The organism is Nonomuraea sp. NPDC049725 (assembly GCF_040674795.1).
In the GTDB taxonomy this organism is placed as follows: domain Bacteria; phylum Actinomycetota; class Actinomycetes; order Streptosporangiales; family Streptosporangiaceae; genus Nonomuraea; species Nonomuraea ceibae.
In genome coordinates, this window is record NZ_JBFANJ010000021.1 from 133,574 (window position 1) to 159,478 (window position 25,905).

Annotated in this window: 25 protein-coding genes and 1 pseudogene; 10 read left to right on the forward strand and 16 right to left on the reverse strand. The window is 73.8% G+C overall.

Going from position 1 to position 25,905, the window contains the following annotated elements:
- The first annotated feature begins 57 nt into the window (after nucleotides 1–57).
- A complete protein-coding gene (locus tag AB0J53_RS39025; RefSeq protein ID WP_308125651.1) occupies nucleotides 58–411 on the forward strand; it encodes a helix-turn-helix domain-containing protein in 354 nt (117 codons plus the stop codon).
- On the opposite strand, the gene AB0J53_RS39030 is transcribed toward AB0J53_RS39025, so the two are convergent.
- Nucleotides 401–1,198, reverse strand: coding sequence for an HAD family hydrolase (locus AB0J53_RS39030; protein WP_364181814.1), 798 nt, complete (start codon nucleotides 1,196–1,198; stop codon nucleotides 401–403). The genes AB0J53_RS39025 and AB0J53_RS39030 overlap by 11 nt on opposite strands.
- 209 nt (nucleotides 1,199–1,407) lie before the next feature.
- On the opposite strand from AB0J53_RS39030, the gene AB0J53_RS39035 reads away from it, so the two are divergent.
- Entirely contained in the window at nucleotides 1,408–1,728 is a 321-nt protein-coding gene (locus AB0J53_RS39035) for a hypothetical protein (RefSeq protein ID WP_364181817.1), read from the forward strand.
- Here the strand turns inward: AB0J53_RS39035 and AB0J53_RS39040 are convergent.
- Nucleotides 1,725–2,219, reverse strand: coding sequence for a hypothetical protein (locus tag AB0J53_RS39040; protein ID WP_364181820.1), 495 nt, complete (start codon nucleotides 2,217–2,219; stop codon nucleotides 1,725–1,727). The two genes, AB0J53_RS39035 and AB0J53_RS39040, sit on opposite strands and share 4 nt — an antisense overlap.
- Nucleotides 2,220–2,378: 159 nt before the next feature.
- On the opposite strand from AB0J53_RS39040, the gene pyrF reads away from it, so the two are divergent.
- Nucleotides 2,379–3,185: an orotidine-5'-phosphate decarboxylase gene (gene pyrF, locus AB0J53_RS39045; protein WP_364181823.1), complete on the forward strand. Its 807-nt coding sequence runs from the start codon at nucleotides 2,379–2,381 to the stop codon at nucleotides 3,183–3,185.
- On the opposite strand, the pseudogene leuA reads toward pyrF, so the two are convergent.
- A pseudogene (gene leuA / locus AB0J53_RS39050) lies at nucleotides 3,149–4,836 on the reverse strand (2-isopropylmalate synthase). The gene pyrF and the pseudogene leuA overlap by 37 nt on opposite strands.
- 203 nt (nucleotides 4,837–5,039) lie before the next feature.
- Between leuA and AB0J53_RS39055 the strand changes: the two are divergent.
- Nucleotides 5,040–5,729 carry an FCD domain-containing protein gene (locus AB0J53_RS39055; protein WP_364181826.1) on the forward strand — a complete coding sequence of 230 codons (690 nt, stop codon included), beginning with the start codon at nucleotides 5,040–5,042 and terminating at the stop codon, nucleotides 5,727–5,729.
- Between the two features lie 15 nt (nucleotides 5,730–5,744).
- On the opposite strand, the gene AB0J53_RS39060 is transcribed toward AB0J53_RS39055, so the two are convergent.
- Nucleotides 5,745–5,984, reverse strand: coding sequence for a hypothetical protein (locus AB0J53_RS39060; RefSeq protein ID WP_364181829.1), 240 nt, complete (start codon nucleotides 5,982–5,984; stop codon nucleotides 5,745–5,747).
- 101 nt (nucleotides 5,985–6,085) lie between these two features.
- Here AB0J53_RS39060 and AB0J53_RS39065 point away from each other — a divergent pair, with 101 nt between their 5' ends.
- Nucleotides 6,086–6,691 carry a DinB family protein gene (locus tag AB0J53_RS39065; protein ID WP_364181831.1) on the forward strand — a complete coding sequence of 202 codons (606 nt, stop codon included), beginning with the start codon at nucleotides 6,086–6,088 and terminating at the stop codon, nucleotides 6,689–6,691.
- Nucleotides 6,692–6,724: 33 nt separating this feature from the next.
- Here the strand turns inward: AB0J53_RS39065 and rbsK are convergent, their stop codons facing one another.
- The 10 genes from rbsK to AB0J53_RS39115 form a co-directional block, all read right to left on the reverse strand.
- Nucleotides 6,725–7,609, reverse strand: a complete 885-nt coding sequence (rbsK, locus tag AB0J53_RS39070; RefSeq protein ID WP_364181834.1) for a ribokinase — start codon at nucleotides 7,607–7,609, stop codon at nucleotides 6,725–6,727.
- Nucleotides 7,606–8,934, reverse strand: a complete 1,329-nt coding sequence (locus AB0J53_RS39075; RefSeq protein WP_364181836.1) for an ADP-ribosylglycohydrolase family protein — start codon at nucleotides 8,932–8,934, stop codon at nucleotides 7,606–7,608. The genes rbsK and AB0J53_RS39075 overlap by 4 nt, the downstream gene beginning before the upstream one ends.
- A gap of 1 nt (nucleotide 8,935) precedes the next feature.
- The gene (locus AB0J53_RS39080) at nucleotides 8,936–10,075 is read right to left on the reverse strand and encodes an ADP-ribosylglycohydrolase family protein (protein ID WP_219501974.1); all 1,140 of its coding nucleotides are present in this window, start codon (nucleotides 10,073–10,075) and stop codon (nucleotides 8,936–8,938) included.
- Nucleotides 10,072–11,040: an ADP-ribosylglycohydrolase family protein gene (locus tag AB0J53_RS39085; protein ID WP_364181839.1), complete on the reverse strand. Its 969-nt coding sequence runs from the start codon at nucleotides 11,038–11,040 to the stop codon at nucleotides 10,072–10,074. The genes AB0J53_RS39080 and AB0J53_RS39085 overlap by 4 nt, the downstream gene beginning before the upstream one ends.
- A gap of 5 nt (nucleotides 11,041–11,045) precedes the next feature.
- Nucleotides 11,046–12,044 carry an ADP-ribosylglycohydrolase family protein gene (locus AB0J53_RS39090; protein ID WP_364181841.1) on the reverse strand — a complete coding sequence of 333 codons (999 nt, stop codon included), beginning with the start codon at nucleotides 12,042–12,044 and terminating at the stop codon, nucleotides 11,046–11,048.
- The gene (locus AB0J53_RS39095; RefSeq protein WP_364181843.1) at nucleotides 12,041–13,351 is read right to left on the reverse strand and encodes a sugar ABC transporter substrate-binding protein; all 1,311 of its coding nucleotides are present in this window, start codon (nucleotides 13,349–13,351) and stop codon (nucleotides 12,041–12,043) included. Before AB0J53_RS39095 ends, AB0J53_RS39090 begins: the two co-directional genes overlap by 4 nt.
- Before the next feature lie 10 nt (nucleotides 13,352–13,361).
- Nucleotides 13,362–14,180, reverse strand: coding sequence for a carbohydrate ABC transporter permease (locus AB0J53_RS39100; RefSeq protein ID WP_219519715.1), 819 nt, complete (start codon nucleotides 14,178–14,180; stop codon nucleotides 13,362–13,364).
- On the reverse strand, nucleotides 14,177–15,088 hold the full coding sequence (locus AB0J53_RS39105; RefSeq protein ID WP_219519717.1) for a sugar ABC transporter permease: 912 nt from the start codon (nucleotides 15,086–15,088) through the stop codon (nucleotides 14,177–14,179). Before AB0J53_RS39105 ends, AB0J53_RS39100 begins: the two co-directional genes overlap by 4 nt.
- Entirely contained in the window at nucleotides 15,085–16,155 is a 1,071-nt protein-coding gene (locus AB0J53_RS39110; protein WP_364181848.1) for a LacI family DNA-binding transcriptional regulator, read from the reverse strand. Before AB0J53_RS39110 ends, AB0J53_RS39105 begins: the two co-directional genes overlap by 4 nt.
- A gap of 165 nt (nucleotides 16,156–16,320) precedes the next feature.
- Complete coding sequence (locus AB0J53_RS39115) at nucleotides 16,321–17,541, reverse strand: MFS transporter (RefSeq protein WP_364181850.1); 1,221 nt, start codon at nucleotides 17,539–17,541, stop codon at nucleotides 16,321–16,323.
- 24 nt (nucleotides 17,542–17,565) lie between these two features.
- On the opposite strand from AB0J53_RS39115, the gene AB0J53_RS39120 reads away from it, so the two are divergent.
- The 3 genes from AB0J53_RS39120 to mihF all read left to right on the forward strand — a co-directional run bounded on the left by AB0J53_RS39120 (nucleotide 17,566) and on the right by mihF (nucleotide 19,718).
- A complete protein-coding gene (locus AB0J53_RS39120; RefSeq protein ID WP_364181853.1) occupies nucleotides 17,566–18,771 on the forward strand; it encodes an ROK family protein in 1,206 nt (401 codons plus the stop codon).
- A gap of 152 nt (nucleotides 18,772–18,923) precedes the next feature.
- Complete coding sequence (locus AB0J53_RS39125) at nucleotides 18,924–19,307, forward strand: heme-binding protein (protein ID WP_364181856.1); 384 nt, start codon at nucleotides 18,924–18,926, stop codon at nucleotides 19,305–19,307.
- Nucleotides 19,308–19,412: 105 nt separating this feature from the next.
- On the forward strand, nucleotides 19,413–19,718 hold the full coding sequence (mihF, locus tag AB0J53_RS39130; protein ID WP_049567253.1) for an integration host factor, actinobacterial type: 306 nt from the start codon (nucleotides 19,413–19,415) through the stop codon (nucleotides 19,716–19,718).
- A 160-nt stretch (nucleotides 19,719–19,878) separates the two neighbouring features.
- Here the strand turns inward: mihF and AB0J53_RS39135 are convergent, their stop codons facing one another.
- Both AB0J53_RS39135 and AB0J53_RS39140 read right to left on the reverse strand, forming a co-directional pair.
- On the reverse strand, nucleotides 19,879–20,526 hold the full coding sequence (locus tag AB0J53_RS39135) for a response regulator transcription factor (RefSeq protein WP_049567262.1): 648 nt from the start codon (nucleotides 20,524–20,526) through the stop codon (nucleotides 19,879–19,881).
- Nucleotides 20,517–21,764 (reverse strand): sensor domain-containing protein, encoded by a 1,248-nt coding sequence (locus tag AB0J53_RS39140; protein WP_364181860.1) that lies wholly within the window; start codon nucleotides 21,762–21,764, stop codon nucleotides 20,517–20,519. The genes AB0J53_RS39135 and AB0J53_RS39140 overlap by 10 nt, the downstream gene beginning before the upstream one ends.
- Before the next feature lie 185 nt (nucleotides 21,765–21,949).
- Here AB0J53_RS39140 and AB0J53_RS39145 point away from each other — a divergent pair, with 185 nt between their 5' ends.
- A complete protein-coding gene (locus tag AB0J53_RS39145) occupies nucleotides 21,950–23,218 on the forward strand; it encodes an acyltransferase (RefSeq protein WP_364181863.1) in 1,269 nt (422 codons plus the stop codon).
- A gap of 44 nt (nucleotides 23,219–23,262) precedes the next feature.
- Nucleotides 23,263–25,761 (forward strand): DUF3516 domain-containing protein, encoded by a 2,499-nt coding sequence (locus tag AB0J53_RS39150; RefSeq protein WP_364181866.1) that lies wholly within the window; start codon nucleotides 23,263–23,265, stop codon nucleotides 25,759–25,761.
- Nucleotides 25,762–25,905: the final 144 nt, after the last annotated feature.

Genomic DNA, 25,905 nt, shown 5'->3' on the forward strand with positions numbered 1-25,905 from the left:
TGCATGGGGACTCTAGGAATGCCAATACGCACCGGACGGTGCCTATCGGGAGGGCTCGTGTTTCTCGCCGACTGCCAGGCGCGGCTGGCCTTCGACCTGATCTCCAACACGTGGAACGCGGTCGTCCTGTGGTCGCTGCGCGACGGCCCGCGCCGGCCGGCGGACCTGCGGGCGGGCATCGGCGGCATCAGCGCCAAGGTGCTGACGGAGACGCTGCGCCGGCTGGAGTTCAACGGCCTGGTGACGCGGCGGGCGTACGCGGAGGCGCCGCCCCGGGTGGAGTACGAGCTGACGGCGCTGGGCCGGAGCCTGCTGGGGCCGATCGGCGTGCTGGGCGAGTGGGCCTTCGAGCACGCCGAGGAGGTGATGGCCGCCCAGGACGCGAGCCCCGGGCAGCCGGTCAGCGGGTGAAGAGCTGTTCCAGGACGACGGCCACCCCGTCCTCGTCGTTGGACAGCGTGCGCCGCCCGGCGGCCCGCAGCACCATGGGGTGGGAGTTGGCCATGGCGTAGCCGGCTCCGGCGTAGGCCAGCACGGCGAGGTCGTTGGGCATGTCGCCGAAGGCCACCACGTCGTCAGGCCCGGCTCCGAGCCGGTCGCAGAAGGCGGCCAGCGTGCCGGCCTTGGTCACCCCGGGGGCGCTGATCTCCAGGAGGCCGGGCACGCCGGAGTGGGTGACCTCGGCCTGCCCCTCGACGGCCGCGGTCGCCGCGGTGAACAGGTCGTCCAGCGGGTGCTCGGGCAGCCAGGCGAGCAGCTTCACGATGGGCTCGCCCGCCGCGCACACGTCGGGCACCGAGCGGCGCCAGGCCTCGTCGCCGGGGTGGCTGCGGCCGTAGCCGGGCTGGCACAGCACGGCGTGGCCGGTCTCGGCGGCGAACGCGATGCCGGGCAGCGCCTCGGTCAGCGCGCCGACGACCTTCCTGGCCGCCGCCGGGTCGAGGGCGTGCATGGTGACGATCTCGTCGGCGGTCACGTCGTACACGATGGCGCCGTTGCTGCACACGGCGGTGCCGAGCGCGCCGGCCCGGCGGGCGATGGGGGCCATGGAGCGGGGCGGGCGGGCGGTGACGAACACGATCTCGGCCCCGGCGTCGCGGGCCAGCCGCAGCGCCTCCCGGGTGCGGGGGGAGACGGTGCCGTCGGAGCGCAGGAGGGTTCCGTCGAGGTCGGTGGCGACGATGCGCGGAGGGTTCACGTACCCGATTATGGGCTCCGGCCGCCTTCCGGGCCGGGCCGCCCGGCGGTAGGGTGCGCCGCGTGACCTCCCCCGAGCACGCAGACGACCGGACAAATGACCGGGCAGGCGACCGTGCGGACGACCGTGCGGACGACCGGGCAGGCGACCGGGCCCATACCCGGCCGGACGGCCGCGCCGGTGCCCGGCCTGATGACCGGGTCGCCTCGGTGTTCCGGTTCTCGACCGAGCTGGTCGCGTGGGTGGCGGCGCCGTGGGCGCTGGCCTCGTTCTCGGTGCCGCTGGCGGTGCTGTCGGTGGTGGTGCTGATCGGGCTGCCGGCGGTGTTCGCGACGCCGGGCGACAAGCGGCAGGTGCTCGTGGCGGTGCCGGGGCCGGTGACGATCGCGCTGGTGCTGCTGCAGCTCGTGGTGGCGGTGGCGGCGTCGTGGGCGGCCTGGCATCCGGTGGCCGCCGGGATCGTGTCGGCGCTGGCGGCGGTGACGGCGGTGCTGGAGCTGCCGCGCTGGCGGTGGCTGCTGCGGCGCTAGATCCGCAGCTCCGGGGGCAGCCGGACGCCGGCCTGGGCGATCTCGAGGCCGAGGAGCTCGCCGGAGTCGCCGTAGCCGAGCACGACGTCCTCGGCGACGACGTGGCGGGTCGCCTCGCCGGGCGCCGCCTCGGGCCTCATCGCGACGTAGGCGACGTCGTGCCCGGCGTCCCAGTCGACGTACACGGTCAGCGGGCGCCTGCCGCCGGGCTCGTCGTCCCAGGCGAGCATGCCCTCCTTGGCCTCGTGGGAGCCCGCGAGCGCCGCCCGCACGGTGACGAGGGCGAGCTCGACGGCGCGCAGCGAGTCGTCGGCGGTGACCTTCCGCTCGTGCTCCCATCCGGCCAGCCCGTCGATCCGGTACGGGCACGACCACTCCCCCGTGGGCTCCTCGTACGGCATCCCGACCGCCGCGACCACCTCCCCCGGCGGCTCGGTGCGCAACGTCAGCGTCCGTCGGGCGATCTCGTACATGCTGGCTGATCTACCCATGACTCATACCCGGAAAGACTGTCAGAGCGCGGGACTCTAGCCGACATGCCGGACATATCGGATGCTGTGGGGGGCGGGAGCCCACAGATCCGCCGCCCGGACTACTGGTGTGCGGCTCCCGCCCCATAGTCTTCCTACCGGTCGTGAGGGGGCCTGGGGATGGATGAGCCGTTCGGAACACGGTTGCGGGCGAGGATGGACAAGTACGGACCGCTGTGCGTGGGCATCGATCCGAGCCCGGAGCTGCTCGGGGCGTGGGGCCTCGACGACTCGCCGATGGGGCTGGAGCGCTTCAGCCGCACGGTCGCCGACTCGGTGGGCGACCTGGTCGCCGTGATGAAGCCGCAGTCGGCCTTCTACGAGCGCTGGGGCAGCCGCGGCATCGCGGTGCTGGAGCGCACGATCGCCGACCTGCGCGACGCGGGCACGCTGGTGCTGCTCGACGTCAAACGCGGCGACATCGGCAGCACGATGGCCGCCTACGCCGAGGCGTACCTCGACCGGGGCAGCCCGCTGGCCGCCGACGCGGTGACGCTCAGCCCGTACCTGGGCTTCGGCAGCCTGAGCGGCGCGATCACCTCCGCGCTCGCCGGCGACGCGGGCGTGTTCGTGCTCGCCCGCACCTCCAACCCCGAGGCGGCCGCGCTGCAGAGCGCGGTCGCCGGCGAGGTGTACGAGGGGGTGCGGGCGGCCAACGAGGGGGTGCGGCCGCTCGGCTCGGTCGGCGTGGTCGTGGGCGCGACCGTCGCCTCGCCGGGCTACGCGCTCGACCGGCTCAACGGGCCGGTGCTGGCGCCGGGGCTCGGCGCGCAGGGCGCCTCGCCCGCCGACGTGGGCCGGCGTTTCGCCTCGGTACGGCACGCGGTGGTGCCGTCGGTGTCCCGGGCGGTGCTGGACGACCCGGCGCGGCTGCGCGCCCGTACCGAGCGTTACCGGGACGAGTGCGCCAAGGCGCTGTCGCTCTGAAGGGCCCGGTTGACGGCGGCGAGCACGGCATGCACCGACGCGGTGAGGACCGACGAGTCGCGGCCCGCGCCCCAGCGGGTGACGCCGCCGGCGCGCGCCTCGACGTAGGCGACGGCCTGGCTGCCGCTGCCCGTGCCGGTGGCGTGCTCGGCGTAGTGCAGGATGTCGGCCTCGACGCCGGCCCCGGCCAGCGCGGCGGCGAGCGCGGCCAGCGGCCCGTTGCCGGTGCCGTGCAGCGGCGTGCCGTCGTCCAGCGTGCCGGTGAACTCGTGGGTCCCCGGCGCGGTCTCGGCGGTGCGCCAGCCGGTCAGCGCGAGCGGCCCGGCCACGTCCAGGTACGTCCGCCTGAACAGCGTCCACAGCCGCTCGGCGGTGATCTCCTCGCCGCTGCCGTCGGCGTCGCGCTGCACCACGGCGGAGAAGTCGATCTGCAGCCTGCGCGGCAGCTCCAGCCCGTGGTGGGCGCCGAGCAGGTAGGCGATGCCGCCCTTGCCCGACTGGCTGTTGACGCGGATGACCGCCTGGTAGCCGCGGCCCACGTCGGCCGGGTCGATCGGCAGGTAGGGCACGCCTGTGACTCCGGCACGCCGAGCTCGGCGGCCCGCCGGGCGTGGTGGGCCAGGCCCTTCTTGATCGCGTCCTGGTGGGTGCCGGAGAAGGCGGTGTGGACGAGGTCGCCCGCGTACGGGTGGCGTTCGGGCACGGGCAGCCGGTTGCAGTGCTCGACGGTGCGCCTGACCTCGTCGATGTCGGACAGGTCGATCATCGGGTCGACGCCCTGGGCGTGCAGGTTGAGCGCGAGCGTGACAAGGTCGACGTTGCCGGTGCGCTCGCCGTTGCCGAACAGGCAGCCCTCCACCCGCTGCGCCCCGGCCAGCACGGCCAGCTCGGCGCAGGCGACGCCGGTGCCGCGGTCGTTGTGCGGGTGCACCGACAGGATGACCGAGTCGCGCCGGGCCAGGTGGCGGTGCATGTACTCGATCTGGTCGGCGTACACGTTGGGGGTGGCGATCTCGACGGTGGCGGGCAGGTTGTGGATCACCGGCCGGTCGGGGCTCGCGTCCCACAGCGCGGTCAGCTCGTCGCACACCTCCAGCACGTAGTCGGGCTCGGTGAGGTTGAACACCTCGGGCGAGAACTGGTAGCGCACGCCGTCGCGGGCGTCGCCCAGCCTGGCGACGAGCGCGGCGGCGTCCACGATGAGCGCCCGCAGCTCGTCGCGGTCGCGCCCGAGCACCACGTCGCGCCAGACGGGGGCGGTGGCGGTGTAGAGGTGCACGACGACGCGGGGCAGCCCTTCGGCGGCGGCGTAGGTGCGCTCGATCAGGTCGGCCCTGGCCGGGGTGAACACCACGACGGTCACGTCGTCGGGCACCGTCCCGGAGGTGGCGAGCTGCCGGACGAAGTCGAAGTCCGTCCGGCTGGCCGACGGGTAGCCGACCTCGATCTCCTTGTAGCCCCTGCGCACCAGCAGCTCGAACATGCGTCGCTTGCGCGCGGGGTCCATCGGCTCGGCCAGCGCCTGGTTGCCGTCGCGCAGGTCGACGGGCACCCAGAGCGGGGCCCGCGTGGTCCGGTTCGCCGGCCACTGCCGGTCGGTGAGGGGCACGCTGACCCGCTCGTGCGCGGGCCGGTAGCGGTGCGAGGGCATGACGCTGGGCTGTTGCGGATTCCACCGCATGGTCGTCTCCTTCTCTGATCCGAACGCGGACCGGCAGCACTCGACCCCGCCGCGGCGGGGTGCCGGCCCTCGGTCAGGCCCCGCCGCGGCGGCCGAGAAGGAGACCGCGGTACGTCATGCCGGGTACGATAGCCACAACTCAGGTCCTCAGACAAGCTGAGAGGTGGATTCCGATGGCGCTCGGAGCGCTGCGTCCCAGCCCGCTGGTCGAGCAGGCCACCGCCCGCCTGCGCGAGCAGATCACCGGCGGCCACTGGCCCGTCGGCACCCGCCTGCCCAGCGAGAACGCGCTGGCCCAGACCCTCGGCGTCGGCCGCTCCACCGTGCGCGAGGCGCTGCGCGCCCTCACCGGCGCCGGCCTGGTCCAGCCGCGCCAGGGCAGCGGCGTCTTCGTCATCGCCGCCGAACCGGCCGAGGACTGGCCCGCCCGCCTGCGCCGCGCCGCCATCACCGACGTGTACGAGGTCCGCGTGATCGTCGAGACCCGGGCCGCGCGGCTGGCGGCGGCCCGCCGTACCGACGACGACGTGCGGGCGCTCCGGGCGGCGCTGGCGGCCCGGCGGGCGGCGGCCGGCGGCGGCGACGCGGCCTTCGTGGACGCCGACATCGCCCTGCACGCGGCCGTCGTCGCGGCGGCGGGAAACCCGGTGCTGACCGGCCTGTTCGCCGAGTTCGCGCCCGCGCTGCGCGAGCGGCTGATCGACCTGGTGGAGCTGCTGGGGCTGCGGCACGACGACGCCAACCCCGGCGACGACGCGCACGCCCGCCTGGTCGAGGCCGTCGAGGCGGGCGACCCCGACACCGCGGAAGCCGTCCTCCAGGCGGAACTGGACCAGACCCTGGCCCTGCTCCGGAAGGCGTAGGGAGCTGCCGGGCGCCTAGCCGGTGGGGCCCGCGTCCGGGCGGGTCACGTCGTCCTCGTCGTCGTCCCGCTCCTCACCCTCGGCCCTGCTCTCGGCCTCATCGTCGTTCGCGGGCTCGTCCCTGGCCTCCGGCGGGTCCACGGGGACGGGCCGGCGGAGCCGGGGCGTGGTCGACCCGGACCGCTCGGCGACCACGTCGCTCTCCCCGCCCAGACCGGAGACGGCCTCCGGCAACTCGTCCGTTCTGTCGCTCATGCCCCCTCTCTTCCCTCCTGACCTCGGCTGATGCCCCGGGCGCGGGTGGCGGCGCCGGTTATTCGGTGGCGGCCGGGGGACGGATGGCCGACGATGCCGGGATGACGACCTCGGACGCGAGCGAACCCGTACCCGCGCGATGGACGCGGGCGACCGTCTACCCCGACATGTGGGTCGACCCGGACGACGACCCCCGCGAGAGCGACGCCGCGCCCACCGGCGAGCGCGGCATCCTGCTCGACTACCTGCGCCACTACCGGCTCACCCTGGAGATGAAGTGCGCCGACCTGGACGCCGAGCAGCTCGCCCGGCGCTCCGCGCCGCCGTCCACCATGTCGCTGCTCGGGCTGGTGCGGCACCTGGCCGAGGGTGAGCGGCACCTGCGCCGGGTGATGGCCGGCGAGGACGCTCCCCCGCTCTACCGCACCGAGCAGGACCGCGACGGCGACTGGAACGGCGCGGTCGCCGACCCGGAGGTCGTCGCGGACGCCTGGCGGCGGTGGCGGGCCGAGTCGGCGGCCACCGACCGGTACGTGGCCGGGGTCGACGACCTCGGCGCCTGGAACGCGGGAGCCTCCGACCTCGGCCCCGACGGCGCGAACCTGCAGCTGCGCGACATGCTGGTGGCGCAGATCGCCGAGTACGCGCGCCACTGCGGCCACGCCGACCTGCTGCGCGAGCGCATCGACGGCCGCACCGGCCAGTGACCCACCAGCGGTCAGGCCAGGGCGGCGCCGACCTCAGGCCAGGGCGGCGTCGATCTCGGCACGGGTGGGCATCGAGGTGCTGGCGCCCTCCCGCTGCACCGACAGCGCCGCCGCCGCCGAGGCGAACCGCAGCGCGCCGGCCGCCTCCCGGCCCTCGGCGCGGGCCACCGCGAACGCCCCGGCGAAGGTGTCGCCGGCGGCCGTGGTGTCGACCGCCCTGACCTTGACCGCCGGCACGCGCAGCCGCTCCCCCGTGCGCCCGCCGTACAGGGCGCCCTCGGAGCCGAGCGTGATGACGGCCTCGTCGACCCGTTGCAGCAGCGCGTCCATCGCCGCCTCCGGGTCGGTGGCGCCGGTGATGTCGGCGGCCTCGTGCTCGTTGGGCAGCAGCAGCGTGACCGCGTCGAGCAGGGCGGCGGGCAGCGGCTGGGACGGCGCCGGGGTCAGGATGACGGGCACCCCGGCCTCCCGGGCGGCCCCGGCGGCGGCGACGACGGCCTCCATGGGCAGTTCGAGCTGCAGCAGCAGCGCCTGGGAGGCGGCGATGACGGCGCGTTCCTCCTCGGTCGGCCCGGCGATGGTGCCGTTGGCGCCGGGCACCACGATGATCGAGTTGCCGCCGTCGTCGTCGACCACGATGTGCGCGATGCCGGACCTGCCGGAGACCTGGCGCAGCAGGGCGACGTCCACGCCGGCCCCGGCGAGCGTGTCGCGCATCTCGGCGCCGAAGGCGTCGTCGCCGACCGCGCCGAGGAAGGCCACCCGGGCTCCCGCGCGGGCGGCGGCGATGGCCTGGTTGGCGCCCTTGCCGCCGGGGATGGTGCGGAACTCCCGGCCCGTCACCGTCTCGCCCCGTTTGGGGGCCTGGGAGACGTACGCCACGAGGTCCATGTTCGCGCTGCCGAATACCGAGATCATGAGGTCATCATCTCCTGCGTGCGGCGGGCCAACTCCTCCAGCGTGATGCCGTCGAAGCCGGTCAGGCTGCTGGCCAGGCTGTCGCGCATCCGCCACCGGGCGGGGACGCCGCCGTTGAGCGCGCCCACGACGGAGCCCGCGGTGGCGCCGGCCGAGTCGGTGTCCCAGCCTCCGGCGACCGCCCCGGCGATGGTGGCGGTGAAGTCGCCCCGGCCGTGCACGAGCGTGGCGGCGACGAGGGCGGCGTTGTTGATCGTGTGCACCCAGTGCAGGCCGCCGTGCCGCTCGTGCAGCCGGTCGACGACGCGTTCGAAGTCGCTCTCGCGTCCGGCGTCGTCGACCGCCTGGCGGACGGCCCGGTGCAGCCGGGAGCGCGGCGGCACCACGGACAGCCCGGCCTCGACGACCTCCTCCACGCTGCCGGCGACCATCGAGGAGGCGCACATGGCCGCCACGAACATGGCGCCGTAGACGCCGTTGGCGGTGTGGGTGAGCCGGGCGTCGCGCCAGGCCAGCCCGGCCGCCGCGCCCGGGTCGCCGGGGTTGACCCACCCGTACACGTCGGCCCTGATCAGCGCGCCGATCCACTCCCGGAACGGGTTGCGGTAGGTGGCGGTGGCGGGCGGCTCGATCCCGGCGAGCAGGTTGCGGTAGGCGACGCGCTCGGCGGTGAACGTGCGCCCGGCGGGCAGCTCGTCGAGCCACAGCTTGGCCACGTCGCCGGTGGTGAAGTCACGCCCGTGCCGTTCGAGCAGGGACAGGGCGAGCAGCGGGTAGTTGAGGTCGTCGTCCTCGGGGATGCCGTCGATGTTCTCGGCCAGGGAGTTGACGGCGCTGCGCCGGTTCCACGGCCAGCGCGCGGCCACGTCGGCGGGCAGGCCCTCGGCGGTGAACCAGCCGCGGATCGGCCAGTTGCCGGTGGCCTCGGCGATCTCCCTGATGCCCGCGCGGGGGATCTTCTCCACCGGCTTGCCGAGCACGCAGCCCGCCGCCCGGCCCTGCCAGGCGCCCAGCACCCGCTCCGGGGGTACGGCGGCGCCGGGCTTGGCCGCCGGCCAGCCGGGGCAGGCGTCGATGACGGCGGCCAGCTCGCCGGGCTCGTCGAGCGGGGACGGGACGGCGGCCAGCTCGTCCAGCAGCTCCTCGGCCAGGCCGCGCAGCCGCTGCGCGCCGGGCTCGGAGGCGCCGGCGCGCGGCGGCGCGTCGTGGCCCCCGGCGGCGTGCCAGCGCGCCGCGACGGCGCTCGCGTCACGGCCGTCCTCGGCGGCCTGGCGGAGCTCGTGCCCCACCAGGTCCTCGGGCTGCACCCAGGTCAGCCGGATCATGTCAGTCCTCCAGGAGACCGGCGAAGGCCGCCTCGTGGGCGCGGCGGCGGGCCAGGTCGCCGGCGTGGACGCGGCGCGCCACCTCGGCGATGACGCGGCCGGGCCCGACGATGTCGGTGCGGCTGGCCGTGCCCACCTGCTCGACCCACTCGGCGGGGACGGCGGCCAGGCCGCCGAGCGCGCCCGCGATCGCGCCGCCCATCGAGGCGATGGAGTCGGCGTCGCGGCCGTAGTTGACGCCGCCGAGCACGGTGTCGCGGTAGTCGCCCTTGGCGATGACGAGGAAGGCCAGCGCCAGCGGCAGCTCCTCGATGCTGTGCGTGCGGCTCGGGCGGCGGGCGCCGAGGCCCTGGTCGCGGTAGGTGTCGGCGACGGTGTCGTACGGGCGCATGGCGGCGCGCAGCGTGGCGAACGAGCCGTCCCAGTGGCCGAGCCCGCGGGCCGCCTCGCACACGGCCTCGATGGCGGCGCGAGTGCCGTCCTTGGCCAGGCGCAGGCAGGCGGCGACGACGGAGTCGGGGGTGGCGCCGGGCCGCATGGCCTCGGCGACGGCGGCGGCCATGACGCCGGCGGCCTCGCGGCCGTAGCTGGACTGGTGGGCGCCGGTCAGGTCGATGGCCTCGGCGTAGGCGGCGTCGGGGTCGGCGGCGTTGACGATGCCGACCGGGGCGACGTACATGGCGGCGCCGCAGTTGACGATGTTGCCGACGCCCGCCTCGCGCGGGTCGACGTGCCCGTAGTGCAGCCGGGCCACGATCCACTTCTCGGCCAGGAAGATCCGCTGCAGCGGCAGCGCCTCGGCCTCCAGCTCGGGGATCCACTGGCGCTGCCCCATGAGCTCAGGCACCAGGTGCTCGGCCATCGCGTACGCGCCGAGGTGGCCGCCGACCTTCTCGTAGACGCGGATCAGCGCGTGCGTCATCAGGGTGTCGTCGGTGATGTGGCCGTCGCCCTTGTGGTAGGGGGCGATGGGCCGGGCGTTGCGCCAGTCCTCGTTGAACGGGGGCACGATGCCCTCGACCTGGCCGCCGTAGCGTTCGACGATCTGCTCGGGGGTCCACCCCTCGGTGGCGCCGCCCAGCGCGTCACCGACCGCCGCCCCCGCCACGCAGCCGATCGCCCTGTCGTCAAGCGGCGTCATGAAAGTCCCTCCACAATGTCGATGAGATCCTGGCCTGCCATTTCGGGCAGGCAGCAGCCGGCCAGCCTGCGGGCCGGTGCGGTCCACCCCTCCGGGATCGCACCGTACCCCCCGCAGGCGCCGGTGATCGCGCCGGTCAGCGCCGGCGCGGAGTCGGCGAGCGCGGCCAGGCAGGCCGCGGCCGGCACGGCCCGGACGAGCGCCCCCTGGGCGGCCTCGGTCAGGGCCAGCGCCACGGGCACCGTCTGCGCGGCGCCCACCCCGTAGCTGTAGACGTGGTCGAGCAGCGCGGCGTCGAGCGCGGGCACCGCCGCGAACGGGTCGCCCGCCGCGCGGGCCGCCGCCAGCGCCACGCGGGCGTTGTGCCCGATGGCGGTGTCCTCGGGCAGGACGTCCAGCGCGGCGGCCACCGCGCGGGTGGCCGAGCCGGTGGCGACCGCCTCGGCCACGGCCGCCGCCATCGCGAGCGCGCCGAGGACGCCGTCGCCCGCGTTGGTGACCCGGGCGTCGTCGCCGGGGTCGCGGCCGAGCGCGCCGAAGGCGACCGCCCGGACGGCGGCGGCGTCGTCGAAGTGGTGCGGGTTGTCGTGGCCGCTCGCGGGCGGCTCGACGCCCCGGGCGAGGTTGTCCAGCGCGGTGGCCACGGACACGCGCGCCCGGATGTCGTCGCGGCCGGCCAGGGCGCGGAACGCCTCGGCGCGGGGCCGGTCGATGGTGAGCGCCGTCCAGGCGAGCCATTCGGCGTCGTCGGACGGGCCGACGGCCAGCGGCGCGATCGGCTGGTTGAGCGCGAACGGCACCGGCAGCGTGGTGACCTGGTGCTCCTCGGCGAACGCGTCGAGCTCGCGGTGCAGGCGCCGGCTCCACGGCGCGTGCAGCGCCGCCCGGTGCCTGCTCGCGGGCCAGCCCACGGCGTCGCCCACGGCGAGCCCGGCGAAGGCCCCCGTGATCCTGTCCCCCGACATCGTCCTCAGCGTCCTCTCGTGTCTGCCACGGCCCCGGCCAGTTCGTCGGCGACGTCCAGCACGTGCTTCCCGGCCACGACGGGCAGGCATTTCCCGGTGACCGGGCCGATGCGGGCCGCCCACCGCCCGGGCACGCCGCCCTCTCCGGAGGTCGCGCCCGCGACGGCTCCGGCGATGGCGCCGATGGTGTCGGCGTCGCGGCCCAGGGAGACCCCGAACGTCACCGACGCCTCCACCTGGCCGCCGCCCGCCAGGTAGGCGGCCAGCGCCAGCGCGACGGCCTCCGGCGCCACGTCGGTCCACGGGTAGTGGCGTACGACGACGGCCTCGTGCAGCGCCTCGACCAGCGGCCCGTCGTCGCCGTCCGGGGACGGCGGGCCGGACCGTTCCAGCACCGCGACGGCGCGGCCGATCGCCCGCGCCGTCCAGGAGTCGGCGGGCACCACCGCGAGCGCCGCGCCGACCGCGTCGCCCGGCGTGGCGCCGCCCATGGCGGCGGCGACCGCCCCGGCGACCGCGCGGCCGCCGAGAATGCCCTCGCCCGACTGGCTGACCAGCCCGTCCTGCTCGACCAGCCGCGCCGCCTCCGCCGGGTCGCCGGGACAGAAGATCCCGTACGGCGCGGCCCGCATGGCCAGCCCGTCGGACCAGCCGTGCTGGTGCACCATCCCGGTCAGCGGCGGCTCCAGCCCGCGGCGCAGCGCCTCGATGGTGCCGAGCTCGGAGAACCCGGCGCCGCGCATCGGCCCGGTCACCAGCGGGATGATCCGCTCCCGGTAGGCGGCGGCCACGTCGGCCGGGGTCAGCTCGTGCCCGTGCGCCACCAGCAGCGACGCGGCGAAGATGGCGTACTCGGTGTCGTCGGTGCCGCCGCCCTCGATCTCGGTGAGCCGCCCCCAGCGGCGGCGGATCTCGGCGGGGGTCAGGTTCTCGGCGGGCGCCCCGAGGGCGTCGCCGGCCGCCAGGCCGAGCAGACACCCCCGGGCCCTGTCGCGATACGTCACCGCTGGTACCGCTCCAGCACCTCGTTGCCCTCCTCGACGAGCCGCTTGGCCGCCTCGTCCAGGGTGATCTTGTTGGCGAAGAACTCCTGCAGCACCGGCGTGGCGACCTTGCTCTTCCACTCGTCGAACCCGTTCACCTTGAGGAACGGCGCGACGACGAGGCTCTTGGCGGAGGCGGTGGCCACGTCCCAGCCGTTCTCCTCGGTGGTGATGGCGGGGTCGGCGGCGGCCTTCTGCGAGGTCGGCAGCAGCCAGTCGCCCTTGGCGAGCTTGGCCTGGTTGGGGCCGTTGAGGAAGAACGCCATGAACTTCATGGCCTCCTCCGGGTGCTTGCTGTCGGCGGCGATGGACAGCGTCTGGGAGACCGCGCCCTGCTCGGTGGTGGTGCCCTTGAGCGGCGGCAGCGTCACCCACTCGAAGCCGTCGGGCGCCTGCTCGGCGACCTGCTGGCGCAGGTAGACGCCGACGGGCAGCATCGCGTACTTGTCGGCGAAGAAGCCGGGCAGCGGGTCGGCGGTGCCCATGCCGAGCGCCGAGGTGTCGGCCGTCTTGTCCTTGTAGAGCTGGTCGTGGATGCGCTGGAGGACTTCCTTCTCCTCCGCGCCGACCTTGACGGTGGTCTTGCCGTCGGCGCCCGTCTGGAAGAAGGTGCCGCCGAAGTTGAGCGCCAGGTTGAGCGTCTTGTTGACCGGCGACTTCATCGGCCAGGCGACGCCGAACGTGTCGCCCTTGGTGAGCTTCTTGCTGACCTCGGCGAACTCGTCCCACGTCCACGGCTCGCCGGCGGTGGGGATGCGCACCTTGGCGGCGTCCAGGAGCTTCTTGTTGGCGATGATGACCTGCGACTCCTGCAGGAACGGCACGCCGTAGACGCCCTGGTTGCCCTTGCCGTCGTCGAAGGTGACGGTGTCCCAGGCGGCCTGCGGGATGTCGGACTTGAGCTCGTCCGGCACCTTGCCGGTCAGGTCGAGCAGGTAGCCCTTGGAGGCGAAGCCGGACAGCGCCGGGGAGTCGTCGTGGATGACGTCCGGCGCGTCGCCGCCCTCGAAGGAGGTGACGAGCTGGTCGTTGACGTTGTCCCAGCTGCCCTGGACGTAGGTGACCTGGATGTTCGGGTTGGCCTTGTTCCACTCCTCGACGAGCGCCTTGTTGGCCGCGACCGACTCCTTCTGCCAGGCGAGGCTGAGGAAGTCGAGCTTGACCGGCTCGTTCGGGGTGCCGGAGGACCCGCTGTCCCCGCCGCTGCCGCCGCACCCGGCGGCCAGCGCGACGACCGCCGCCGCAGCCAACGCGGATTTGATACGCATGTGAGCCCTCCTAGCCCTTCACAGCGCCGGCCATCAGACCTGACCTCAGCCTGCGCTGGATGATTGCGAAAAAGATCAGGCTCGGGATCGTCGCCATGAGCGACGCCGCGGCGAGCGGGCCGAGCCTCGACACGCCCTCCGGGCCGGTGAACCTCACCAGCGTCAGGGGGAGCGTCATCACGTCCGGGTCCTTCAGGACCACGAGCGCGAACAGGAACTCGTTCCACGAGGAGATGAACGAGAACAGCAGTGTCGCCACCACGCCGGGCGCGAGCAGCGGCGCGACGACGCTGACGATCGCGCGCAGCCGGGTCGCCCCGTCGACGGAGGCGGCCTCCTCCAGCTCGCGCGGCACCGAGCGCACGTAGCCCTGGAGCATCCACAGCGCGAACGGCAGCGTGAACGTCACGTGCACGACGACGAGTCCCGGCAGGGTGTTCACCAGGTCGAGCTGCCGCAGCACCATGAACAGCGGGATGATGATCAGGATGAACGGGAACACCTGGCTGACGAGCACCCAGCCGAGCGCGACCCGCTTGAGCGCGCCCTGGTAGCGGGCCAGCGCGTAGGAGGCGGGCAGCGCCACGGCCACCGTCAGCGCCGAGCTGGCCAGGGCCACGACCAGGCTGCGCAGCCCGGCCCCGACGAGGTCCTGCTCGCTGAACGCGTCGGAGAAGTTGGCCAGCGTCGGGCTGCGCGGGATCCACGTGGGGTCGAGGCTCGCCATCTCCTGCGGCGTCTTCAGCGCCGTCGACAGCAGCCACACCAGCGGGAAGGCCAGGAACACCATGTACGCCAGCAGCGCGACGTACTGGGGGATCTTCTTCATGACGCCTCCCTCAGTTGCCGCCACAGATAGACGCCGAGCAGGCCGAGCACGACGATGACGATGCTGACGCCGAGCGCGGCCGCGTAGCCGAAGAAGCCGTAGCGGAACGCCTCCTCGTAGGCGAACAGCATCGGCAGCCGCGTCTGCCCGCCGGGCCCGCCCTGGGTGAGCACGTAGACCAGGCTGAACTGGTTGACGTTCCACACGAAGTCGAGCGAGGTGATGGTGACGATGATCGGGCGCAGCTGGGGCAGCGTGATGCTCCAGAACTTGCGCCAGGTGCCCGCGCCGTCCATCGCGCCGGCCTCGTACAGCTCCCTGGGCACGTTCTGCAGGCCGGCCAGCAGCACCACGGTGGTCTGCGGCATGCCGCTCCAGATGCCCATGACGATGATGGCGGGCAGCGCCCAGGAGAAGTCGGCCAGCCAGTTGATGTCGGTGCCGAGCGTGCTGTTCACGATGCCGGCGTCGGGGTGGTAGACGAGCCGCCACATCAGGCCGATGACCACGGGCGGCATCGCCCACGGCACGACGGCGAGCACCCGGGCCAGGCCGCGCAGGAACAGCTTCTGGTTGAGCAGCAGCGCCAGTCCCAGCGAGGCGAGGAACTGCAGCACGGTCACGGTGACCGACCAGATCAGGCCGATCCGCATGGACGACCAGAAGTCGCCGTCGCCGAGCAGGTCGGCGAAGTTCTCCAGGCCGACAAAGCTCGTCTCGTGGTTGCGCCCGGCCTCGGCGTCGGTGAACGCCAGCCCGATCCCGTACAGCAGCGGGCCCACGCTGAACAGCACCACCGGCACCAGCGCCGGCAGCATCAGCACCCACATCTCGCGGGTCTGCCTCGGCCGCTGCCGGCCGCGCGCGTGCCGCGCCGGCGGCGCCGGCTTCGTCGCGGTGGCCGTCATGACCTGCCCCCCTCCCTCTTGTCAGCTCGTGTACGGCCCGCCGCCCGGGAAGCCGGGTAGGGCTCCTCCCCCGTCGTCGAGGCGCGCACCGCCAGGCGGGGCGGGACCGTCACCAGGCGGGGCTCGCGGTCGCCGTGCTGCAGCCGGTCCAGCAGCAGCTCGGCCGCGGCCTTGCCGCGTTCGGCCGAGCCGAGCGAGACGCTGGTCAGCGACGGCCAGGAGGCCGCGGCCAGGTCGGTGTCGTCCATGCCGACCACGGCCACGTCCTCGGGCACCCGCCGGCCGGCGGCGCGCAGCACGTCGAGCGCGCCGAGCGCGATGAGGTCGTTGGCGCACATGAGCGCGTCGACCCCGGGCTCGCGGAGCAGCAGCTCGGCGACGGCCCGGGCGCCTTCGGCGCGATAGAAGTCGCCGATCTCGACGAGGTCCTCGTCGTAGGGCAGCCCGAGCGCCTCCAGCGCCTCGCGGTAGGCGGCGCCGCGGGCCGCGCCGGGCACGGTGTCGAGCGGGCCGTTGACCATGCCGATGCGCCGCCGCCCGAGCGCGTGCAGGTGGTCGACGGCCAGCTTGACGCCGGTGCGCGAGTCGGCGCGCACGTTGTCGACCGGGGTGCCCTCCGGCACCGATCCGATGATCACGACGGGGGCGCGGGCGGCGCGCAGCATCTGCAGGTGCTGTTCGGTGACGCGCAGCGGGCTCATGATGAGCCCGTCGACGTAGCGTTCGCCGAGGCTGTGCAGCACGTCGATCTCGTCGGCGGCCACGGCGTCGGTGGAGTGCAGCACGAGCCGGTAGCCGGCGGCCTTGAGCACGGGCTGGATCTGCCGCAGCATGGCGAGGTAGGCGGGGTTGCCGACGTCGGCCATGGCGAAGGCGACCTGGTGGGTGCGGCGCGACTTGAGCGAGCGGGCCACGGCGTTGCGCACGTAGCCGAGCTCGTCGGCGGCGGCCATCACCTTGCGCACGGTCTCCTGCCTGGTCGGCAGGCCGTTGAGCACCCGCGACACCGAGGCGATGGAGACACCGGCGCGCTCGGCGATCGTGGTGATCGTGGGTCCGTCGGCCAAGGCTGTCCTTCCAGATTCGTAAACGATTTCAGACACCTGCTGTAAACGTTTACGGTGTTTGGCACATGAAACAGCCCCCGTAACCGCAGGGTCAAGTCACGATCCCATAACACCAGGTCAGGGGGCTGTTTCCCAAATCGGGGCCAGGCGGACGGCTACGGAGCGTCAGTCGCGGGCCGTGGCGGGCACCGGGTCGGGGGCGGGCGTCAGCCGGTCGAGCGAGCGGATGGACGGGGCCCCGGTGAGGGCCACGACGGCCGACAGGACGGCGGGCACGATCAGCGCGATCGGCAGCGAGGACGCCTCCGCCACGTAGCCGAGGACGGCGGGGCCGACCAGGAGCCCGCTGTAGCCGAAGGCCGTCACCAGCGACAGCGCCTTGCCGACGGGCCCGCCCGCGGCGCCGACCGCGCTGAAGATCACCGGCACGACGGTGGCGAGGCCGACGCCCGCCAGGGCCCAGCCGGTCCAGGCACAGGCCAGCGCGAGCGAGCCGGTCGCCGGGGCGGCGAGCACGAGCACGTAGCCGCAGGTGGCGAGCAGCCCGGCGAGCTGGATGGTGCGGATCGAGCCGAGGCGGGCCCGGATCGGGTCGCCCAGCAGGCGGATGGTGGTCATGGCGACGGCGAAGACCGTGTAGGCCAGCGGCGCGGCGGCCGGGTCGGCGTCGAGGACCCAGCGGGCGTGCAGCGCGGCCCAGTCGATCGCGGCGCCCTCGGCCAGGTGCCCGGCGAACGCGGCGACGCCGAGCAGCGCGATCAGCCCCCACTTCAGCGGCGCCCCGGACCGGGCGGCCTGCTGCTCGGCGGCGTGCGGGGGCGGGTCGGGCAGCAGCAGCCGCGCCGCCGGCAGGTACAGGAACGGCACCACCACGCCCGCCACGACGAGCAGCGCCTGGGCGTCCAGCCCGGCCTGCAGCACCAGGGCGGTGATCGCGCCGCCGGCCGCCCCGCCGAGGCTCCAGGTGCCGTGGAACGCCGAAATGATCGGCCGCGCGTAACGCCGCTCGACCTCGACCGAGTGGGCGTTCATGGCCACCTCGGTGACGCCCAGCCCCAGGCCGAACAGCACCGCCAGCACCGCCAGCCACAAGTAGTCGGGCGCGAGCGCGGGCCCGAGCAGCACCACGGCCGACGCCGGCCCGGCGAACCAGCACACCGCCCGGCTGGACCACCGGTCGACCAGCGGCCCGGCCACCAGCATCGACACCAGCGCGCCGCCCGAGATGAGCAGGAGCACGCTGCCCAGCCGGGCCGGGCCGAGGTCCAGCCGGTCGTTCAGCGACGGCAGCCCGGCCGCCCACAGGCCCATGACGAGTCCCGCCAGGAAGAAGAAACCGAACACCCCGATACGGGCACGTCGAGCGTCATCGCGTCTTTTGTTCACGTCTAGAGCATAATGAGCGTCACGATGTCTGGGAACAGTGGAGCGACGACGACCGGCGAGCTGCGCGCGCACAACCGGGTACGGCTGCTGCGCGCCGTGCACGACGGCGGGGCCACGCTGACCAGGTCGCGGCTCACCCGCGATCTGGAGCTGGCCAGAGGCACCGCGTCGGTGCTGGTCGGCGGCCTGGCCGAGGACGCCCTGCTGCACGAGGAGCCGGCCCCCGAGCAGACCAGGGGCCGCCCGACGATGGTGCCGGGGCCGCATCCGCGAGGTCCCGTCGTGCTGGCCGCCGACCTGCGGGAGGACGCCTGGGAGCTGGCGGCGTGCGAGCTGGGCGGCCGGACGGCCGTGCTGGAGGTGCGCGGCCACGACGGCACCCCGCGCGGCGCGCTGGAGCCGCTGGGGACCGCGCTGCGCGAGCACCGGGCGCGCCTTCGCGGGCGGGCCGTGGGCGCCGGCGTGGCGGTGGCGGGCCCGATCGGCCCCGGCGGCCGGGCGGACGTGCCGCACCTGGGCTGGCGCGCGGTCGACGTGCCCGCCCTGCTGGGGCTGCCGTCCGGCTGGGCCCGGGTCGGCAACGACACCGCGCTGGCCGGGCTGGCCGAGGCCAGGCGCGGGCTGCTGCGCGGCGTCGGGGTCGGCCTGCACCTGCACGTGGACTTCGACCTGGGCGGCGTGCTCGTCGTCGGCGGCCGGCCGCTGGAGGGCGCCGGCGGGATGGGCGCCGAGTTCGGACACATGCCGCTGACGGGCGGCTCGCTGCCGTGCGCGTGCGGCGCGACGGGCTGCTGGGCGCTCGACGTGGGCGCGAACGCGCTGCTGCGCCACATGGGCCTGGCCCACGGCGGCGGCCGGGGCCGCGAGCAGGCCGAGCGGGTGATGGCCGCGGCGCGGGCGGGCGAGCCGGCCGCGGCGCGCGCGGTGGCGGCCGCCGCGCGGGCGCTCGGCCAGGGCGCGGCCGCCCTGGTCAACGCGCACGACCCGGAGGTGGTGACGCTGTCCGGGCTGGCCGCCGACCTGCACGGACAGGCCGGCGCGGTGCTCGCGGAGTCGCTGACGGGCGGGCTGATGACGATCCGCCGCGAGCGCCCGCCGCTCGTCACCCCGGCCGCGCTGGGCCGGCGCGCCTCGCTGGTGGGCGCGATGGAGTCGGTCTTCGACGCGTTCCTGACCCCGGAGGGCCTGGCCGGCTGGCTGGCCCGCGACACGCCCGGGAGCACAGTGTGATGCATACCACGAAATATCGCTAGAAAGCACGCTTTAAGGCTCAAAACGACCATCCCGTACGTGATCCGAACGGCGATCCTGGCGGGTCTGTGCACCGGCGGCGGCGGTGAGGCGTCGAGCAGGCAGGTGACCTGACGCGAGGGGGACGGCCGATGGATCTGGAGATCGCGTTGCGCATGTGCGAGGCGGCGTTGCGGCAGGCTTCCCGGGAGGGTTCGGCGATCTCCGTGGCGGTGGTCGACGCGGGCGGACACCTGGTGTCTTTCCAGCGTATGGCGGGTGCGGGGTTCGCCGGCACCACGCTCGCGCCCGGCCGGGCGAGCGCCGCCGCGGCCCACCGCAGGCCGACGGCCGAGCTGCCCGGGACGGGCGGCCCGGGAGCCGGGCCGTGGGAGCGCACGCCGGGCGGTCTGCCGCTGTGGTCCGGCCGCGGCCGGAGCGGCTGCGTGGCCGGCGGCGTGGGGGTCAGCGGCGGCACCCCGGAGCAGGACCAGGCGTGCGCCGAAGCGGCCGCCTCGGTGTGGCGGACACGTTGACCGGGCGCTTTGGGCAACACGAACCGCTGGTATCCGCCATGATTAGCCACTGCACTACGGGTAACAGAAACCCCGATCGTCAACTCCCCGAGGAGAGAACAGCAGATGGCACTTCCCACTCTTACCCCAGAGCAGCGCAAGGCCGCGCTGGAGAAGGCCGCGGAGGCTCGCGCCGCCCGCACCGCCCTGCTCGCCAAGGTCAAGACCGGCGAGCTGTCGTTCTCGCAGCTGCTGGAGCGCGATGACGACATCGCCAAGAAGATCAAGGTGTCGCAGGCCCTGCGCGCCGTGAAGGGCGTCGGCCCGGCCAAGGCCACCGCGCTCATGGAGGAGGCGGGCGTCGACGAGAAGCGCCGCCTCGGCGGCCTGGGCGCCCAGCAGCGCAAGAAGCTGGTCGACGCGCTCGGCTAAACCGGCCGGGCGGCCAGGTCCGCGCGCAGCGCCGCGCGGACCGGCCGGCAACGCTCCAGGAGACCGGCACACCCCTCCGCATCACCGGCCGCCTCCCGGAGAGATCCGCGACGCCCCCGCCAGGGACCTCCCCGGTGCCGCCCCCGGGAGGGCCGGGCGCTCAGCTGCGCAGGTAGGCCAGCACCGCCAGCACGCGCCGATGCTGGTCGCTGTCGTCGGCGTAGAGGCCGAGCTTGCTGAAGATGCTCCTGATGTGCTTCTCCACGGCCCCGTCGCTGATCACGAGCTGGCGGCCGATCGCGGGGTTGGACTTGCCCTCCGCCATCAGGCCGAGCACCTCACGCTCCCGCGGTGTGAGCTGGGCCAGCGGGTCGTCCTTGCGCCTGCGCACCATCAACTGCGACACCACCTGCGGATCGAACACGGTCCCGCCCGCGGCGACCCGCCGCAGGCCCTCCAGGAACTCGTCCACGTCGACGACCCGGTCCTTCAGCAGGTAGCCCACCGCGCCCCGGGCGTCGGCGAGCAGGTCGTCGGCGTAGGAGACCTCGACGTACTGCGACAGGATGAGCACCGGCGCGCCCGGCACCCGGCGGCGCGCCTCCACGGCGGCACGCAGCCCCTCGTCGGTGAACGACGGCGGCATGCGCACGTCCACCACCGACACGTCGGGCCGGTGCTCGGCCACCGCCTCGACGAGGCCGTCGCCGTCACCGACGGTCGCGACCACCTCGCAGCCGAACTCCTCGAGCAGCCTGACCAGGCCCTCCCTGATCAGAACCGCGTCATCGGCCACGACTACGCGCACGGTACCTCCGCTGCTATCACCGTCGGCCCGCCGTCGGGCGAGTGCACCTCCAGCTCCCCGTCGACCGCGCGGAGCCGGTCGGACAGCCCGGCGAGACCATGTCCCTTGGCGACGTGGGCGCCGCCGACCCCATCATCCACGATCGTCAGCACGAGGGCGTCGTCGGTGTGGGTGAGGCGGATGGTGCACACGGTCGCCTGGCTGTGCTTGGCGACGTTGGTGAGGGTCTCGGCGACGACGAAGTAGACGGCGTTCTCCACCGCGGCCTCGTACCGGCCGGTGGCGCGCACGTCCAGCTCGACGGGGACGATCGAGCGCCCGGCGAGGGCGGCGAGCGCCGGGGCCAGGCCGCGGTCGGACAGGATGGGCGGGGCGATGCCGCGCGAGAGCGCGCGCAGCTCGTCGAGCGTCTCGCGGGTGGCGGAGATCGCGGAGGTGAGCGTGGCCTGGGCGGCCTCGGGGTCCTTCTTCAGCTGCCGCTGGGCCCGCGAGAGCTCCATGGCCAGCGACACCAGGCGCTGCTGCGGCCCGTCGTGGATGTCGCGCTCCAGCTTGCGCAGCGCGTTGGCCTCGGCCGACACGGCGGCGGCGCGGCCCTGGGCCAGGTCGTCGATGCGCTCCTGCAGCTCGGCGACGCCGGTGAGCAGGGCCCGGCCGAGCCCGGCGCGCACCAGCGCCGCCCCGCGCACGGTGAAGGGCAGGATGAGCAGGAACAGCAGCCCCAGCGCCACGTAGAAGATCGAGTTGATCAGGTAGCCGTCGCCCAGGCCGAGCAGCTCGGGCAGCTCCACGTTGTCCTCGATGCGCGAGGTGATGAGCCCGTAGATCGGGTAGGTCAGGCCGGCCAGCGGCAGCGCCCAGCAGACCAGGGTGAGCACGAACGCGATCAGCGCGGGCGGGAAGTTCACGATGGAGTGCAGCAGGTCGAGCCAGGACTGCCCGCTGGTGAGCGGGTTGACGATCCGCCGGAAGCGGCCCGCCCCGGGCGGGGCCGGCTTGTAGCGGGGCCGCACCGGGGGCCGCTTGAGCACGTCGGACAGCCAGCCGCGCTCCGCGTCGGCGAATCCCCTGGCCGCCAGGAGGGTGGCCGCGAGCACCGGCACTCCGACCCACACCACGGCGGTGCCGACGCCGGCGGACAGGCCGACCAGGGTGACGGCGAAGCCGATCAGCGTGGTGGGGAACCCCACCAGGGTGTAGCGGGTGTCGAGCATGACCCGCCGAATCAGGGAGCGCATGCCTCCACGCTAGAGCCCCGGAAAGCCGTTTTCGAACCGGTGCGCCGGTCTTGCGATGGTAGGGCCAGCCCCACCCCCGGGGTGGTGGCGGGCCGACCGCAAGACGGTGGTTCGCGGCAATGTGCGCGAGCCGCCCGGACGGAAGCCTTGGGACATCGCCCCACCCCCGATGAAACGAGGCTTCCATGACCGTCCTGCTGGAGCGGCCCGCCCTGCGCGAGCAGCCGGCGCGCACCGGTTCCCCGCGCCGGGCCAGGGACCCGTTCATCGACATCCTGCGGGTGTTCGGGATGGCGCTGGTCGTGCTGCAGCACTGGACGATCCCGGTCCTGGACTACGACGGGGCGCGGCTGACCACCGGCAACGCGCTGGCCGAGCCGGGCGTGTGGGTGGTCACGTGGATCAGCCAGGTGATGCCGCTGGTGTTCTTCGCGGGCGGGGCGGCCAACGCGATCAGCTTCGGGCGGGCGGCGCACGGCGGGCCGCAGTGGATCGTCACGCGGGTGCGCAGGCTGGCGTGGCCGCTGCTGCCGCTGGCGGCGGTGTGGCTGCCGCTGCCCCACGTGCTGATGACGCTGGGCGTGCCGGAGCAGCCGCTGGAGGTGGGGGCTCGCCTCACCGGGCAGCTCCTGTGGTTCCTGGCGGTCTACCTGATCGCGGTGACGGCGACGCCGTACCTGCTGCGGCTGCACGCGGCGCACGGGTGGCGGGTGGTGGCCGTGCTGGCGGCGGCCGCGGTGCTGACCGACGTGGTGCGCTTCTCGACCGGCGTGGACGCGCTGGGCTACGCGAACATCGTGTTCGTGTGGCTGGCGGTGCACCAGCTCGGCTTCCTGTACGCCGGCGGCCGGCTGCGGCTGCCCGTGCTCATGGCGGCGGGCGGCTTCGGCGCGGCGGCGCTCCTGGTGGCGTACGGGCCCTACCCCGGCAGCATGATCGGGCTGCCCGGCGCGGAGATGTCGAACATGGCGCCGCCCACGCTGGCGATGCTGGCCGTCTCGTTCGGGCAGGTGGGCCTGGCGGCGCTGCTGCGGCCGTGGATCGTGCGGCTGCCGCTGACGCGGGTGCTGGCCTGGGCCGGGCCGCGCATCATGACCGCCTACCTGTGGCACATGCCGGCGCTGTTCGCGGTGACGGGCGTGGTCGTGGTGGCGATGCGGGTCGAGACGCCCACGCCGGGCAGCGCGTTCTGGCTGGCCGGGTGGCCGGTGTGGTTCGGCGCGCTGTGCCTGCTGCTGTGGCCGCTGCTGCGCTGGTTCTCCCGGTTCGAGGAGCCGCCCGCGCTGCCGTACGGGAAGGCCACCTGGGCGACGGCGCTCACGTCGGCGGCGCTGACGGGCGGCGGGCTGCTGGCGCTCACGGTCGCCGGGTTCGCGCCCGGCGGGGTGCCGTTCCTGGGCGTCATCGCGGTCCTCGGCGGGCTGCTCCTGACCGGGCCGCGCACCCGGATGTGAGGGCGCCGGTTCGACCACGCGGTGAACTTCGGCAGGATAGGGGTGTGAGCCTTCTCGTTGACCGCCTGCCGGAAGAGATCGACGCCGATCCCGACGCCATTTTCGACGCCTTCGCGTCCTGGAACTCCGAACGGGGGCTCACCCTCTATCCCGCCCAGGAGGAGGCGCTGATCGAGGTGGTGTCGGGCAGCAACCTGATCCTGGCCACGCCGACCGGCTCGGGCAAGAGCCTGGTGGCCGCCGGGGCCCACTTCGCCGCCCTGACCCGGGACGTGCGCACCTTCTACACCGCGCCGATCAAGGCGCTGGTGTCGGAGAAGTTCTTCGACCTGTGCGCGATCTTCGGCACCGAGAACGTCGGCATGATGACCGGCGACGCGAGCGTCAACGCGGGCGCGCCGATCATCTGCTGCACCGCCGAGATCCTGGCCAACGTGGCGCTGCGCGACGGCGCGGCGGCCGACATCGGCCAGGTGGTGATGGACGAGTTCCACTTCTACGCCGAGCCCGACCGGGGCTGGGCCTGGCAGGTGCCGCTGCTGGAGCTGCCGAACGTGCAGTTCATCCTGATGTCGGCGACGCTCGGCGACGTGTCGATGTTCGAGCGCGACCTGACCCGGCGCACCGGGCGGCCGACGGCCGTGGTCAAGCACGCCGAGCGGCCGGTCCCGCTGGTCTACTCCTACCGGATGACGCCGCTGCACGAGTCGCTGGAGGAGATGCTCTCCACCGGCCAGGCTCCCGTCTACGTGGTGCACTTCACGCAGGCGGCGGCGATGGAGCGGGCCCAGGCGCTGATGAGCATCAACATGGCCTCCAAGGCGGAGAAGGAGGCCATCGCCGCGATGATCGGCGGCTTCCGCTTCACCACCCGCTTCGGCCGGGCGCTGTCGCGGCTGGTGCGCCACGGCATCGGCGTGCACCACGCCGGCATGCTGCCGAAGTACCGGCGGCTGGTGGAGCGGCTGGCGCAGGCCGGGCTGCTCAAGGTCATCTGTGGCACCGACACGCTGGGCGTCGGCGTCAACGTGCCGATCCGCACGGTGCTGTTCACGGCGCTGTCGAAGTACGACGGCAACAAGGTGCGCCGGCTGCGCGCCCGCGAGTTCCACCAGATCGCCGGGCGGGCGGGCCGGGCCGGGTTCGACACGATCGGCTACGTGGCCTGCCAGGCGCCCGAGCACGACATCGAGAACGCCAAGGCCCTGGCCAAGATCGGCGACGACCCGAAGCGGCGGCGCGGCTACGCCCGCAAGAAGCCGCCGGAGGGGTTCGTCGGCTGGAGCGAGGAGACGTTCGAGAAGCTCCAGCAGGCCGAGCCCGAGCCGCTCAACTCGCGTTTCAAGGTGAGCAACGCGATGCTGCTGGCGGTGATCAACCGGCCGGGCGACTGCTTCCAGGCGATGAAGCACCTGCTGACCGACAACCACGAGGACCGCAAGTGGCAGCGGCGGCACATCAGCCAGGCCATCGCCATCTACCGGTCGCTGCTGGCGGGCGGCGTGGTCGAGCAGCTCGCCGAGCCCGACGAGCAGGGCCGCAGGGCCCGGCTGACGATCCAGCTCCAGGACGACTTCGCGCTCAACCAGGCGCTGTCGACGTTCGCGCTGGCCGCCTTCGACCTGCTCGACCGCGAGTCGCCGAGCTACGCGCTCGACATGGTGTCGATCGTGGAGTCGATCCTCGACGACCCGCGCCAGATCCTGTCGGCCCAGCTGAAGAAGGCCAGGGGCGAGGCGGTCGCGCAGATGAAGGCCGACGGCATGGAGTACGAGGAGCGCATGGAGGCGCTGGCCGAGGTCATGTACCCGATGCCGCTGGACGACCTGCTGCTCGGCGCGTACGAGACCTACCGGCGCGGCCACCCGTGGGTGGGCGACTACACGGTCAGCCCGAAGGCCGTGGTGCGCGACATGTTCGAGCGGGCGATGACGTTCGGCGAGTACATCCAGTTCTACGAGCTGGCCCGGTCGGAGGGCACGGTGCTGCGCTACCTGGCCGACGCCTACCGGACGCTGTCGCGCACGGTGCCCGAGCACCTGAAGACCGAGGACCTGACCGACCTCATCGAGTGGCTGGGCGAGCTGGTCCGCCAGGTCGACTCCAGCCTGATCGACGAGTGGGAGAAGCTGGCCAACCCGGATCTGGCGCTGGAGGAGCGCGAGGCGCTGGAGACGAAGGTGCGGCCGGTGACGGGCAACACCCGGGCGTTCCGGGTGCTGGTGCGCAACGCGATGTTCCGGCTGGTGGAGCTGTGCGCGCTGGAGAAGGAGGAGGAGCTGGAGGAGCTGGCTCCCGACGTCGACTGGGGGGCCGCGCTCGACGCCTACTACGCCGACCACGAGGAGATCCTCACCGACGCCGACGCGCGCGGGCCCGCGCTGCTGCGCATCGAGGAGGAGAGCGGGCTGTGGAAGGTGCGCCAGACGATCAAGGACCCGGCGGGCGACGGCGACTGGGGCATCGACGCGCAGATCGACCTGGCCGCCTCCGACGAGGAGGGGCGCGCGGTCGTCCACGTGACGGGGCTCAACCGGCTCTAGGAGCTGTTTGGGGTTCGGATCTTGGCAGGTCTGACGGTGAGCTGGCTGTGACTGGTAGAACTCCGGTGTGGCGCGCTTCGATGTGACCGATGCTGAGTGGGCTTTGATCGAGCCGCATCTGCCGGTGGCGGCTACCGGGCCGCT

Excerpts from the sequence above, each read along its gene's own strand:
- AB0J53_RS39075 (WP_364181836.1), bottom strand. The coding sequence starts at position 8,934 with ATGATCCGGCTGACCTGGGTGCAGCCCGAGGACCTGGTGGGGCACGAG.
- AB0J53_RS39100 (WP_219519715.1), bottom strand. The coding sequence starts at position 14,180 with ATGAAGAAGATCCCCCAGTACGTCGCGCTGCTGGCGTACATGGTGTTC.
- mihF (WP_049567253.1), top strand. The coding sequence starts at position 19,413 with ATGGCACTTCCCACTCTTACCCCAGAGCAGCGCAAGGCCGCGCTGGAG.
- AB0J53_RS39060 (WP_364181829.1), bottom strand. The coding sequence starts at position 5,984 with ATGAGCGACAGAACGGACGAGTTGCCGGAGGCCGTCTCCGGTCTGGGC.
- AB0J53_RS39085 (WP_364181839.1), bottom strand. The coding sequence starts at position 11,040 with ATGTCGGGGGACAGGATCACGGGGGCCTTCGCCGGGCTCGCCGTGGGC.
- AB0J53_RS39140 (WP_364181860.1), bottom strand. The coding sequence starts at position 21,764 with ATGCGCTCCCTGATTCGGCGGGTCATGCTCGACACCCGCTACACCCTG.
- AB0J53_RS39120 (WP_364181853.1), top strand. The coding sequence starts at position 17,566 with ATGTCTGGGAACAGTGGAGCGACGACGACCGGCGAGCTGCGCGCGCAC.
- AB0J53_RS39105 (WP_219519717.1), bottom strand. The coding sequence starts at position 15,088 with ATGACGGCCACCGCGACGAAGCCGGCGCCGCCGGCGCGGCACGCGCGC.
- AB0J53_RS39145 (WP_364181863.1), top strand. The coding sequence starts at position 21,950 with ATGACCGTCCTGCTGGAGCGGCCCGCCCTGCGCGAGCAGCCGGCGCGC.
- AB0J53_RS39055 (WP_364181826.1), top strand. The coding sequence starts at position 5,040 with ATGGCGCTCGGAGCGCTGCGTCCCAGCCCGCTGGTCGAGCAGGCCACC.
- AB0J53_RS39040 (WP_364181820.1), bottom strand. The coding sequence starts at position 2,219 with ATGGGTAGATCAGCCAGCATGTACGAGATCGCCCGACGGACGCTGACG.
- AB0J53_RS39125 (WP_364181856.1), top strand. The coding sequence starts at position 18,924 with ATGGATCTGGAGATCGCGTTGCGCATGTGCGAGGCGGCGTTGCGGCAG.
- AB0J53_RS39095 (WP_364181843.1), bottom strand. The coding sequence starts at position 13,351 with ATGCGTATCAAATCCGCGTTGGCTGCGGCGGCGGTCGTCGCGCTGGCC.
- AB0J53_RS39065 (WP_364181831.1), top strand. The coding sequence starts at position 6,086 with ATGACGACCTCGGACGCGAGCGAACCCGTACCCGCGCGATGGACGCGG.
- rbsK (WP_364181834.1), bottom strand. The coding sequence starts at position 7,609 with ATGATCTCGGTATTCGGCAGCGCGAACATGGACCTCGTGGCGTACGTC.
- pyrF (WP_364181823.1), top strand. The coding sequence starts at position 2,379 with ATGGATGAGCCGTTCGGAACACGGTTGCGGGCGAGGATGGACAAGTAC.
- AB0J53_RS39080 (WP_219501974.1), bottom strand. The coding sequence starts at position 10,075 with ATGACGCCGCTTGACGACAGGGCGATCGGCTGCGTGGCGGGGGCGGCG.